Source organism: Acinetobacter sp. 12966 (assembly GCF_031196995.1).
Taxonomy (GTDB): domain Bacteria; phylum Pseudomonadota; class Gammaproteobacteria; order Pseudomonadales; family Moraxellaceae; genus Acinetobacter; species Acinetobacter geminorum.
Window position 1 is genome coordinate 132422 of record NZ_JAVIMC010000006.1, and the last position, 14167, is coordinate 146588.

8 protein-coding genes are annotated in these 14167 nt (G+C 40.5%); all 8 read right to left on the reverse strand.

Going from position 1 to position 14167, the window contains the following annotated elements:
• Positions 1–29: 29 nt before the first annotated feature.
• Positions 30–6965 (reverse strand): GNAT family N-acetyltransferase, encoded by a 6936-nt coding sequence (locus RFW85_RS00690; protein WP_309171040.1) that lies wholly within the window; start codon positions 6963–6965, stop codon positions 30–32.
• Between the two features lie 82 nt (positions 6966–7047).
• Positions 7048–7500: a hypothetical protein gene (locus tag RFW85_RS00695; protein WP_000108139.1), complete on the reverse strand. Its 453-nt coding sequence runs from the start codon at positions 7498–7500 to the stop codon at positions 7048–7050.
• 32 nt (positions 7501–7532) lie between these two features.
• Complete coding sequence (locus tag RFW85_RS00700; RefSeq protein ID WP_001226878.1) at positions 7533–8222, reverse strand: hypothetical protein; 690 nt, start codon at positions 8220–8222, stop codon at positions 7533–7535.
• Positions 8222–10474 carry a transglycosylase SLT domain-containing protein gene (locus RFW85_RS00705; protein ID WP_017393709.1) on the reverse strand — a complete coding sequence of 751 codons (2253 nt, stop codon included), beginning with the start codon at positions 10472–10474 and terminating at the stop codon, positions 8222–8224. Before RFW85_RS00705 ends, RFW85_RS00700 begins: the two co-directional genes overlap by 1 nt.
• Entirely contained in the window at positions 10474–11103 is a 630-nt protein-coding gene (locus tag RFW85_RS00710) for a hypothetical protein (protein ID WP_017393708.1), read from the reverse strand. Before RFW85_RS00710 ends, RFW85_RS00705 begins: the two co-directional genes overlap by 1 nt.
• Positions 11100–11570: a phage protein Gp13 family protein gene (locus RFW85_RS00715; protein WP_001254054.1), complete on the reverse strand. Its 471-nt coding sequence runs from the start codon at positions 11568–11570 to the stop codon at positions 11100–11102. The genes RFW85_RS00710 and RFW85_RS00715 overlap by 4 nt, the downstream gene beginning before the upstream one ends.
• Positions 11567–13603, reverse strand: coding sequence for a hypothetical protein (locus RFW85_RS00720; protein ID WP_309171041.1), 2037 nt, complete (start codon positions 13601–13603; stop codon positions 11567–11569). Before RFW85_RS00720 ends, RFW85_RS00715 begins: the two co-directional genes overlap by 4 nt.
• The gene (locus RFW85_RS00725) at positions 13604–14158 is read right to left on the reverse strand and encodes a hypothetical protein (RefSeq protein ID WP_031995610.1); all 555 of its coding nucleotides are present in this window, start codon (positions 14156–14158) and stop codon (positions 13604–13606) included. It lies immediately after the preceding gene.
• Positions 14159–14167 lie beyond the last annotated feature (9 nt).

Genomic DNA, 14167 nt, shown 5'->3' on the forward strand with positions numbered 1-14167 from the left:
ATGGTTACTAGTCCTGCACTGTCAACAGGTTAATTTTCTGGTGTATGTTTCCCTGTTATCGTACCGCGTGTTGCATCGTAAATACTGTCTGGTGCATCTTTCTTGCCTTGGGCTACATCAAGCCAATAACCAGAAGGCTTACCAAGTACAGCAAACGGAATGCCAGTAACAAGGGTCGCTGTATTCATTAAATCTTTTGAAACTTTACCTTGATTAACTTCTTTATCCTCATCTAAAGCACGGCTTGCATGTTGGATTAATGAAAGTCCACCATCAAACATACTAAACACAGGTGAGGCGGTATATCGGTCGTTCATCACGTTTTTATCCGTATTGCTGATCGCAGCGTTCGCGGCATTACCGACATACGGCACAAAGGCCGCGAGCATTTTCACTTGCGAAATTGCAAGTTTTGCGGATAAATCATCCCACTTGTTATCGTCATCATCTTCATCTTTTAAGCCTCCCGCGAAAATTACGCCGAGCAATTCAGATAAAATTGAAGGAATGGAGATCATCATCAAAGCGATATAGGCCAAACGTGGTGAAGCTTGCACCCATGACCCGTTGCTTGCTTCAAGTGCTAACTTAGCTTCTGAACTCGTCGTGTTCCAAACCATATTGAACCAGTTGTAAAACATTAGAAACATGCGTCTAGCAGGCGTGCCGCGTTCAAGATTTGAAATACCTTCTGGTGACATATCTGTCATGTATTGTCGAATAACCGCATCCGCTGCATGCACTGCTTCATATTGAGTCATGCCTTGTTCTGTGTAATGGTTGAATGCAGCTTGCCATGAAATCATTTCCATTGGTCTTTGTATTGTTGTCTGCAATACATACGCATGCTTCATGGTGAAATCTTTCACTGTTTGAATTGCGCCTTTTTGAAAAACAATCTCATCCACCGCATAACGGTATTCATCCGCTGCACGGTCAAAACGAGTTTTCATGAAGTCAGACATTTCCATGATGTTATTAGCCATGTCTTCACGGGTAGCAACTGAAGCAAAATAATGGGCCTGAGCTTTTAGCAATTGTTTCGGCGGTACTGCAACAGCAACTTGTGTAAAGCCTGTGAACTGCTCAACAGCATTTTTTAAATTACCCGCCATAATCGCGATACCCGTATTGCGGCGAAGTGTGCGGAAAATATTATCTAGTAAACTAACGCCTGAGCTTTCATCAACGGTCTGATTTGCGATTGCTTTCAACCATGGGTTAAAGACTTGTTTAACCCCAAAGGGCAATACGCGCTCAATCTCATTTCGAAAATCTTTATTCAGCAATAAACGCCCGATTTGTCGAATCTGTAATTCAAGATGGATATAGCGCAATTCTTTATCAAGATGACTTGGTAACCGAGACATATCAAGCTCGAGTTGGTCGTGGTAACGATCTGCACGTGACTTTGTAAAATTCGCGCCAGTCGTTGCGATATCTAATGCAGCTAAGTTATTTTCGGCTAAGTTTTTATCTTGAATGCGATCTTGCTCGTTTGAGCGAATACGGTCATAAGCAGCAGGCACATAACCGCCTTCATACTCACCAAATGGCGTACTAATAGGTGTACGTGGTAATTCATCAAAATAGCGACCGTTAATTTTTTTATGTGTGATTTGTGCTTGCTCTTTGTATTTGTCAAAAAGGTTCCAGAGCTTTTGGATATTATCCATATCCTTTTTGGTAATCACGCCCTCTTTAACCATCCGGCTAAAGAATTGATCCCATGCACTGAAATCAACCGAACCATCTTCTAAACGCGCACCCCAACCATAACCTAAAACAAGACGCTCTTTGTTGCTTAAATTACCTGTATGCAAAATCGCATGGAGCAAAGATTGCTTGCCCACGAAAGTAAAGTTATTAAGTTCAGGTGCAGCAATTTTTGAATTATCGAGTTTGCCAAATCCTTCAAAAATATCGACCACATCTTTAAGCATCTTGGCTTTCTCAATACGATATTTAGCCAAAGCATCTTGCATAGGGTTGATTAGATACGTACGGAATTTGCCACTTGCGCCGCCGTCTAACCAAGTCACCACCTGGTCGACACGTTTTGCTGAAGCGCCTAATTCCATGAACTTAGCTTTAAGTTCTGCGGTCTTATCTCTACCCAATAAAGTTTGCTGAATCTTTTCAACACTTTTCTTACCACCTGTTTGCTGTATTAGTTCTTCACGGACCTGTTCACGCTCAAAGGCTTCATTGGTCGTATGCCAAATCTTATTTTCTTTAGATCGATGCCAAAGTGTTTCGACTGCGGCCATAACTGCATTGAACTGTTCAAGTGTTAATTCGCGATAGTTTTGGTTTTCAGGCAATGCGCCTATGTTCTGTATTTCGGCATATGTGGTCGGGTCATATTTACGAATCAATTCTAGTTGATGCTCATAATTTGTTGATTCGCGGCCAAGATCATATTTGCCCAAAATGCCGCGGGCAGCGGTCACAAAATCAAAGTCACGGTTTTTAGATAACTTCTCGTTATTTCCAAAAACCTTTTTGACTAAATCAAGGTGTTTTTGAATCTGGTCTTTTGCATCGTAACTGTATTTGGTTGCATAGAACTGAACCAATTGATTGCGCTTATGGCGTGCAGCTTCGACCGTCTCCCCCTTTCTAAATGCTTCATTTGCCATGCGCCCTAAACGAGCATCATCTTGTGCACGTACATGCGGTCGAATATCTTTAATTTTTTGGCGTTGAACAATATCTTGAGCAACTGTCTTTGCTGCTTCATTCAAAGCAGACTTGCGGCCAAGCAAACCGTTTAGTGCAGCCATTTCAGCTGAAAGCATACGCGCACGAACATCATTGTGTAATGCGGCTTCGACTGCTTCTATAATGCTTTGTTGATCGAAAAATTCAGAATATTGAACAGCCATACGCGCATCGGTGAGCTCATCAATTTTTTGCTTAGGACTCGGTGAATTAAGCAAGTCACGAATCAATGCATCGCCGCTTTCATATCCGAACATCTCAGCAACTACGTCGGGGTTTTCTCCACCGCGCTGTGCAAAACCATAAGCGCCTTTAGAAATGCTTTGGTAAATACCACTGTCTCGTCCGTACTTGGCTTCAATCCAATCTAGTGATAACTTGCCTTTAGTTGTGCGACCTTCTGCATAGCGTTGCAGCAAATCCATGTCTTGTGCATAGTCCAGTAACTCTGGATCAACTTTATTTGAATATTGGTTAATCCCGCGTAACTGGTCTGCAAATTTATCTTCAAGTTCACGTGTATCAAATTTGCCGTGTTCATCTAAAGTTAAATAGCCCTCTTCGCTTAGCTTCTCAGCCATAGATTCAATCGACAGGCCTTTTAATTTTGATTTTGAAGAACGTACGACAGGTTTATTGCCAATGCCTGATTTAGTTTTGGCAGCTTCATCAATGCCCCATGTGCTTTCTACTTCATTGGCATCAAGCCCGCCGAATTTAGCAATCGCTTCAAATAGATTGTCGCGTTCAGGCTCAACCTTGGTTGAGTCACGCTTAGCAACTTGGTCAAGCGGTTGACGTAGGAATGCCATAGCCTGATATACAGGTTCTTGTGCAATTTCTTTTGCCATGTCTTCGCGAACGGCAGCGCGCTTTTTATCAGCTTCTTTTTGCAATGTTTTCAGATACTTAGACTTCTGCTTTTGGTACCAAATCATATTGCGCAGGGATTTCTGCTCTAAAGTATTTATAGATAATTCTGTAGCAATTTCATGATCTTGGCGCATTTCGTCATAATCTTTTGGCGAAATACCAAGGCGCATTGCATCATCTTGATGAATTAGCATTTCAAGATTTGATGCGGCTTGTGCTTCAGCAATTGCACTTGATGATGCAAGCATACGGTCCATTACGCCTGTGATATCCGCATTCAATTCTGCACGGTCGTTTATGCCCATAAACTTTTCTATGTTCCGGTACACGGCAATCATGAATTGTCTGAATCGGTTGAAAACTTGCTTTAATGCTGCGCTTGGTGCTTTACCCGTAAAAACATACTGTTCAAAAGTTTCTGCAAACTTTTCGTGTACTTCTGTTTTTTCTGCATCGGTGAAAAAATCCCATTCACCCAGATCAGTTGTTTCTGGTGAAGCCCACTTCATTACCGTTTCCATATCTTCACGGACTTGTGCGGGCGCATCAGGACTTAATGCAATTTGCATATTCATTTCTAAGAAGTGATGCCCTAGCTCATGCACAAAGGTAGAGAAGTCAGCATTTTTGCTTAGAACAATTGTTGAACCATCCTGACCAATGCTGAAAGTAATAGAGCCGCGTGTACCACCATTGGTCTGATTGTATTTCTTGGATCCCAAGATTTTTTGATATTTCTTTTGCTTATTGGCATCGCGCCCTTTACGAAAAGACTGGCCTAAAGCTGTTCGTAATGTTCCACTTGAATCGTGTAATCCTGGTATTAGCCCCCCATTTTCTTCTGCTACATCGTATAGCATTGAAGCAATACCTTTTCTTCTATACCCCTCTTCAACATGTATGGTTGGATTGAATCTGCCGTTGTTCCCATCATCGACAGTATGAAACGAGAGATAGCCAATAAGTTCGCCAGAATTATTAATTGCTAGAAACCCATGCTCACCATCTGAATCTATATCCGTTTTGGCTAAATGGATTAATTCACCTGAACTCAACTCATAGCTTTCATATAATTTTTTATCAAATATTTTTTTTGCAGCAATGGTTAATCTCTCTGACATGCTTTTAGGGTTATTAATATCGTACTTAGGTAAAAAATCATTTAATTTTATAAAACCAGTTTTCTTAATACCGTTTTTACCTAACGCCCCTTCTGCATTAAAAATTCGAATCGGGTAACGGTCAAAGGCTTCTTTTGCGGAAATACCAAGTTTATCGCCTAACGTTGAGTAGAAAGCCGAAGTTAATTCACCCGCTGCACGATTGTATTTAGCCGTAAATGTTCCGACTTTAGCCAATTGGTTTTGTACTTCTGTTGCGACCAACTCTTTTGCATCTTCAGCACTTTCAAAACGGGCTTGCTCAGCCATATATGTATCGGCTTCTTGCTGCATTTGTTCCGTTGTTTTTGCAAGGTTCTCTTGGGCTTCGCGATAAGTTGGCATGTCCGGGCTTGAACGAACGTTCTCAACAAAATCTGTTGGACGCTCGACAACTGACATTGCAGAAACAAATTCATTTACTGGTATCTGTACAGTGCCATTAAATGTTTCGGCTGTACCCAACTGATCTTGCAGACTTGGCGCACGTTCAAATAAATCGGTCGGCTCAATATTGCGGTCACGTAATAACTGGTTGAAAGTCTGACCATCTATATAAACTTCTTCAACTGCGCCGTGTTCTTCAATGGCCTGTTTTATAAATGCTTGGCTTGCAGAGTCATCACGTTGAGATGTCTTGCTTTCTTTGTTGCGATCAATAAGGTTGTTAAGTACAGCTGCAAACGTACTTGAACGAACAGCATCTTGCTGTTGATCTTGTCGCAATTGGTCTAATGCAAATTGTGCTGTACGTTGGTTTTTAACTTTGGCCGCAGATGTAATTGCTACTTCAGGCGCAGCTGTTGCAACTTCTAACAAACCTTCTAAAGCCGTTTCGACTGGATCGGCTTTTTCACCAACAGCATCAGCCGCACCTTTAACGGAATACATGCCCGCAGCGGACTGAATGACTGCTTGACCTCCGACCGTACGCAACGGACCTCCAAAAGTTACGGGCATTAATGCACCGCCCAATGCTGAATATTTAGCCGAACCCCATGTTTTTGCAGCTGCATAATCAATCTGTTCTTGGCGGGTTAAAAACTTCTCACGGGCTTCTGCCATGTTCTGCCCATATGACACCAGAGCATCGGCCGTGCCTGCACCTAATGCGCCTTGTGCCGCATTACCTGCGGTTGTTACTCCGCGTACTAACTTAGCCGCCTTTTCTAGGTTCATCACCATAGGGGCATATTTAGCTGTATTTCTGATAAGTGAATTTGTTAAAACACCGCCTGCCCCTGCGCCTGCATAATACCCAACTAATGCGGGGGGTGCTTGTTCAATTAAAAACTCACCCAACACACCTGCATCAGCATTGCTAACCAGTTCTTGTGCCGCGCCCAATACGCCTGCATCATTTGTCTGTGCCGCAAGTTGTGCTTGGTAAAGCGCTTGCGTCATTTCTTGTGATGGGGCAGCTTTATTTTTAACACGTGTCGCCAAGTTAAGAAGGCTATCGTTTCCTGTTGTCGCGCTAATTACTGCGCCTTCTGTCTGACCAATAGCCGCAACAGCACGAATAGCTGCATTTATATATCGATTGCCTTGTTCTTGTGGACTGGTAGGTTCAGCAGTCGCCGTGTGCTCCATCCAATAGACTTGGTTTTCATAGTATTTTTTAAACCGTTCGGCAGACATTACGCCTGCTGTTTTCTTGATGCGGTCGTAATTTTCTTTGAAAACTTGGTCAGATGTTTGGGGCACTAATGATGTACTTAACGTATCAAGTAAATTAGGGTTTACATTCGGCTTGACCTGCTTTTGAGGGTCTTCGTAAATGCCTAGTTCTTTCAGTCTCTTTTTTTGTTCTGGTGATGTTCCTTTAGACAAAACATTTTGTATGTCTTGGTATGAAACAGGTTCATACGGTTTATTCAAACTCGAACCCAATAAGGATACTTTATCGCTAATGTCTTTTAGATTTTCAAAGTCATCAAGTGAAACAGCGGCTTGATTTGGGTTAAGTGCGTATTTACCCAATACAGGGTCACTTGCAACAACTTCATTGACGCGCTTTTGAGTGTTTACCTCATCCGCAACAGAAACGATCTGTTCAGGCGTTTCTGTCATCTTGTTATAGTCTAAGCCCAACGAACGTGCAGCCTTACGCGCACGGGCTTCTGTATCTGCGATTTGCGTTGGGTTCTTGCCTTGGTTTAATTCGAATAATTGACCAATTGTCAGATTTGTATTTTGATCAGACATAATAAAAGCACTTAAGACTACGGTTATTTGTAATCTTAAATGCTGTTATTGATTAGACTGCCGTTTGCTGTTGACAGCTTGGTTATTCGCTTAACAATTTGATTTGCTGTCGAGATGTGTACAATAAAACTGCACCAACAAAAAGTGAACATGTCATTGCTAAATAAGCTAGATTCAAGCTTTCTTCACCTTTATCAAAAAACTCTACAAAAGAGAAAAATGGATTGAAAAGTAAGATGTTGAAAAAACTTAAAAATAAAAGCCCTAAAATATTTCCATTTTGCAAACCTATGGTTTTAGAATTATCTAAATAATCCACTTCCTCATCTGATAATATATGACTAAATTTAAGAGTTAAAAAAGCTATAATTATGTTTATGAAAAACAAAAGCATACTGTAAATATTAATTAAATTTTCATATCTGTAATAGCTTTCAAAACTAACAAAAGAGTAAAAGAAAAAGCCTATAACAAATGCGCTGCAAGAAAATGAAAATAAGCTATTTATTAATTTTCTTTTTTCTGTAGTGCTCATTTATTTACACATCCTTTTATGGCAATTAAAATTTAAAGCCCGCTCATCAAAGTATCGCAGACCTGTTTTTGGTTTTCTGAATAGTCAATTCTAAATAAATTACTTGTACCGCCAGAACCACTACTTGATTGCCAAATTCCATAAACTGCTTTTTTACTTGGCGAAGTTAAAAGATATGCTTCTTCAAAATTCAAAGCCCCGAAATTCTTTTCACATACTTTTTTAAATTTAATATTTGCTTTGGTTAAAGACTTAAAAGGTGAGAATTCACAATTATCAAAATTTTCACCAAAACAAATATTTTCATATTCACGCGCAACTGTGGCGGGATATAGAGAAATTGTATTTGGTCCAAATTTACCTACAGTTCCCTCCATCATTACCGACCAAGGAAGTTCGTAAGTACGGTGATCTACAATAGTACTTTTTGTGCCCAGAACATTTACACGCGCAACACCCTTTCTACTTGAATGGAATGTTCCATCTTCTAATTTTTTCTCAACATAAAAGCTGTCAAGCCAAACTATTGATTTATCGTTTGACCGAAAATCCCAATAGAGCTTTTTCTCATTTTTATTCGGCAACAGTTTATAAACTAATTGACCAAATTCCTGTTGAGGTAGTTTTTTTAAAGTAACTGGATACGGCTGCAAAGGCTCTTCGGCAGAAACAGCACATGCGCTAGAAATTAAAAATAAAAGCCCTAAACTAATTTTTCTCATTAAAAACCCCTTCGCATTATTGAATAGTAAGCATTGATATATTCTGAATCCGTAACGTTATTAGGATTTCTACCCTGCTTTTTAAATATATTATCAATTTTTGTCTTCATTGAATCAGTTATATCAGCTTTACTTTTTACTTGTGCATAAACACGGTTCATTTCAACTTTATCTTCAAAGAAAGGCCGTGAAGTAGTGACACGCACTTGGTTATTAATATTTTTCAAAACAACACGGTTTACCTGTTCCCAACTTAGATATCCCCCGTTTTTAGCTTCGGCCTCTCTTAGAGTTTGCATTAAATCCGTTTTAACTGCGTTATAGTGTAAAAGCTGCTTTTTATCTTTTGTATCAGTAATACCAATAGTGCCGAGATAAGGTTTTAATGCACTCGATACAGTGTTGTCATCGATCAAGAAAGTCTTTGGTTTTTCTTTTTTACCATCCTTAAGGCCGTTTTGTTCAGCGTACATTTTAGTAACTTCTTGGTAATCTGAAGGCGACAATTTGTCAGCATACTGATGTAAAACTGATTTTGGTTTACCTTTTAAAAGTTCTTCTTGATTAAGCGTAATCATGCTTAAAACAACAGGATCCGTTTTAACATCTTTCGAGTAAATCGACTTACTCACCGAACGCAAACTATCGATCTGGTTAGGCTCTAATGATGTGATGCTCCCTGCGGGTATCTGTTCAAACGTATATTTTCCAGACACGATGTTTTTGTATAATGTGTCGTATTCTTTGTTTTGACGTTCTTCTTTGGCTTTATCTTGTCCGCTATAGTACCGATCTGTAGCAATCAAGGCCTTTTGCTTAACATCTACCGGAACGTTGCTATTCCAAATATCTTCATAAGCTTGTTCCCGTGTTTTTGCAGGCTTATTTGCATACTTACCAAAATCTTCAGTTAACCATTTATCAATGCGCTGAATGTATTTACGTGTTTCAGTCGCAGGGGGTTGTCCCCCTTTTAAAACAGCAGTAGCGGCATTGCCCCCGCCGTTATAATAAGCCGCAATAACCATTGGGTCTTTGGTTTTATATTTTTTGCTAATCCAGTCAATAAACTCTAATGAAGCATCAATAGTATCTGCGGGGTTATTAATATCCCGCTTGCCATTATTACTGTACTCTTTCCATGTTTCGGGCATAAATTGCATAACCGACTTTGCACCTTTTGGTGATACGGCATCGTTATTTGATTTTTCACCAGATAAACGAATAGCAAGTAAAAGTGGTGCGGCCCAATCCATGTCTTTTTCTTTTGCTGCATGTACGGTGTAAACATCTAAACGCTGATCATTGTATTTGATGTTTTTCATCTGATCAGGTGTAAGACTTTTAAGCTCCTGAGCAATTTTTGCTGATGCTTGCGGGGGAACGTTTAAAGCAGGGTTGCTGCCCTCTTGTGTTCCGGTTGTGGCCATATTAACTAAAGATTCGACTTGCTGATCTTCAAGTTTTTGATGAATACGCTGATCTACCTTAAAGCTATCTGCTAATGAAATCTCGTCTTTATATTTATTTTTATAGGCAAGTGCTGCTTTTAAATCACCATTTTCGACAAAGGCGCTAATGTTTGTGATGTGGGCCACCGAGACATTTTTAAGATAAATGTTTTCTGCTTCAGTCGCTGCCTTTCCTTCAAGATTCATTAATTTACCTAATGAAGCTTTAAGATTAGCACGGCTTTCATCAATCTTAGTGAAGTCACCAGGGTTCTCGTTTATTTCTCGAATAAAACGATCTGCTGATGATGAATAAACGCTTTGTTGATAAACGTCATTTTCACGTACAAAGTAATTTTGTAATGAGCCTTTGAACTGCACCGCGTCACGTTCTGACATTTCTCTAAACAAGGCACGTTGACGGCTATTACCTAAAGTATTTGCAATTTGCCCAATACCGTCTTGATAGGCTTTTGTATAGTAATCTACAAACCCTCCACCGTTGCCATCATCAAAACTTACTACATCTACCCCTTTTTTGTTGCCGTACCCATCGACATCATTATTTTGCAAATGAAGTTTTAATTCAGCGAGTTTATTTTGGGCATCAATAACACGTACGCGGTCCGCTTCATCTTGGTATGCTTGGTACGCATTCAAACCTGAATTAAGTGCGCCGATTAAGCTATCAGTTTTATTACCAACTAGGCTTGCCGCTTCGCCTGCTGACATGCCCCCGTTGACTTGTACATTTGGAACGCTATTGTCAGAAACTTGTCGATTAAATTGTGGAATACGCATTAACTAGCTCCAAACCAATTCCAATTATAATTTTGCCATGACGCGCCTTGCGAATTACTGCCACCTATACCATAAAGGCTTGAAGCAAAGTCAGAACCGCCACTAGATGCAGAACCGCTTTCAATCCCGCCCCCTAAACCGCCTTTACCCATACTTGAACCAAATGCGGCAGCAGCTTCCCCACTAAGGTTTAGTATCGTGCTTAATACAGGTCTAATGGACTTCGCAGCAACACGATAATTTTCGGCTTGATTGCGGTAATTTGTGGCTTGAACCTTGTGCCCCCAAGACTGAAGCGCAGCATTGTATTTAATTGAATCAATATCGCCTTGAGCAAGCATCTCTGTTGAAGCAAGTAAATCAATGGCTGAACCTTGTGTTACATCAATGCCATTCTCCGCAAGGGCGTTAATTTGGCTCGATTTAAAGGCCGAAACGTTACGCTGATAATCAGTTACGGCATTGGTACCATCTTCAATAGCTTGCCGAGCCTGATTATCTGAAAGGGTTGCATTGTAAAGGGCGAGCTTTTCTTGTTGCTTAAACGCCTGTTTTTGCGCCTTCATTTTTGCGTAACTGGAAAGCGCTTCTACCCCTTTAACCGCTGCATATGCATATGGATTTGTCATAACGCCCCCATCACGAACGGATGGAACATTTTATTGTTCGCGCCGTATGGTTCTGCTTTTTTTAAATCAAAGCCTAGTCTTTTTAAGAAACGTATAGCATTCTCGTTTTTTTCATACACATGATTTACAAGAACGGCATACTCCGACCGCATTTCCTTTAAAATACTTTGGCATTGTTTGTAAAATTCAAACGGATATTGTTTTATGAAATTCGTGCCAAGTAACCACGGGCAACCAACGTTGCCAATTAAACTTGACATCCCAACGCCACAAATAAAAAGCAATTTACCATTTACTACTACTGTCCAAGCATCACTTGAATGCTTGATAGACATTTTGATCATCCAATGAAAATTGTCATTGAAGTACGCTTTCATTTCGTCTTTATCGGCATCACGCAGGTTTTCAACAAGAATACGAATATCGCGCTCAGTCGGCTTACGAATTTCAATATTATTTCGTCTCATGTCATTTCTACCTCAAGGGCCAATATCTTCATTGGTAAAGGTTTATCATGTTTTACAGTAATTTGAATGTCTCTTTCGTAAGTGCTGTCAACTGGTACTTCTACCAAACCCGAATACAATTTAAGGGGGCTACCATAGCGTTCATTGCTACGCGGTTTAAACTCATCAATTAGTGTGCGATCCTCAATATCCTGATTAGCACCAGCCAAAATGTTTTGAGACTCTCTTACTCTTAGGTGAACCTTATTCACGACTTTAGGTTTAACAGGATTTTTTTGTTCTTGAAAAATCGGCAATGTTTGTAGTTCAGCTTCGTAATTCAGACCAACCCAAATATTAGATAACTCACGTGGCAGTTTAATTGCGCCGTTTTCTACTTTGACATTGGGTTTAACGCCACCATCTGCAAACACAGATACTGTTTGACCTTCAAGCCAATCTAAGCCGGTTAAAGTTGATGTAGGATTGCCCTTGTACTGAATGCTGCTATCTAAATAGCACTTATCCTGCATATCTAACGGCTGCCTTGTAAGCATACGTTCAATGGTATAAAAACCGTCACGCTCAATAAACGCATATAAAACAGATTGATCTTCTTCCGGTATTTCTGCAATAGATAAAAATTTACCGTTGGTGTGATGCTCTGCCCAAGCCCAAACCTGTTGTTTTGGCTCATATGTTAATGAAAGCAAAACACCATCGCCACGTACAAAATATATAATATTCAAAGGGTTACGCAATAATGCACAATCAATAATTTTTTGCCCATCAAAAAGTTGTGGGCACATTATTGATAAGTCGATTGTTTGATAAAAAGATGCGTTGTATCCGCTTGCCAATGATATTTCGTGTACGTGCCCTGTTTGATCGGAGGAAAAAATTGTAGCGCCGTCAACTTCAACAGGTGTCACATCATTTGCACCTGTACTGTACTGCTTGTTCATATTCACACTAGCAGCTGTTACGGCTCCATCCGCTGACATTTTCCAAAGTGCCCCACTTGTCAAAATAAGTAAATCACTCATTGTAACTAGGTGTTTAACACCGTTACCGTCGCGGGCAGCAAACCGTATTTGAATTGAATCTGTATCTTGAGTAGGAATGTGGTACCCGAAATTGTCATCCGTTGCCGTACGCGACATGCGAATCCATTGGGGCGATTTATAACCGCCGCCATACACTTTTCGCTGCCCGTGATATGCAACTGCGGTCGGGTAAAATTCAAAAGGATTACGAATTAATGGCGGTGTGATTGAACCGTTTGTCTCAATATTATCGTCTGTGAAGCTTGTTTCAGTTGTTTCACCAATAAAGCTTGCTAAACCAGATCGTAGTTTAAAAATGTTATAACGGTTCGCACCTGTTACCGCATCCCATGTAATCGTGTTGTAATTCCCCGCTAGTGTTAAGTCGTTTTGTACAACAACCTTTAAAGATGCAGCAGATTCATTTTGTTCATCTACTGCGGTGACTTGGTAAGAATAATCACGCTCAATGTATGAGTCGTGCATACTTCCACCGGGTTTATACTTATCTTCAATATGGGCAGTTGCGGCAACATTTTGCGGTGTACTAATGCCATATCCCACTGTAACCAGTTCTGTTATCCATTCCGTTGCGCTCTTACGAATAATTTTTCTAGGTGGATAGTTAGGATGGGTTATTGTCACAACGTCCGCAGATTGAGCATAGCGGAGTTGCATTAAATGCTCTTCGGCATACGGTACTGCAACTTCTAAAGGTTCATTGTTTTCATTCAGCAGCATACCGCCGTCAGCAAAGAAATTTATAGCGCCTGCACGAATAGCCAAAACAACGGCTTGCTCTTCACTAAAAACAAAACGGATTAAACGCATTTTGCCCATTGTTTTCGGGTAATGGTGTACGTAGCGGAAGCCTGCACGATAGACAACCCCGCCAAACAGTTCGACATAAAGGTTTTTGCATTTAGCTACACCAGTCTGATATTTCGCCTGATCAATGCGACCAAACATGTCAGGCGAAATTACGCCACCATTAAACGAATATTGCATTTATCGTGCCTCAAACATTGAGCCTGTATGCTCAGGCCGTGCTTCAATCCGATGTTGTTGCAGGTCAATGAAAATTGCTTTGTTCTTTTCAATTTCATAAAGCTGCATCATGGAGATTTGTTTTTGCTCATTCTGTGTCAAAGGGCCTGCTATTCGTGCGGCCAACAAATAAGATAGAGCGGTCTTGAAAGAATCGGGCATTAATGCCAAGTCTTTCACATCGTGAACATAGCGTAAGATTGGTGCGGTATCTTCTGTGAATAGAAGATTGCCTTCTACATAGAATCGGCTGCCTGATTCAAGCTGAAATATACGGACCTTGTCGCTCGGTAGAACATACGCCGTGCCAAACTCATTCCCTGCATCGACATTCAAGCGAACGCGCTTAACAGCAAAAGTCCATTGATGTTCGTTGTCTAACAGCTCTCTACGACAAATTGGGTAAAAGGTATTACACAATCTTGCATGCTTTGTCGGTTCGGTTAGTTCATTTACAACATAGCCCTGCGCGAGATGCGACAGGGCTAAATTGCAAAGATCAACAATTGATCTCATAGGCTTTAC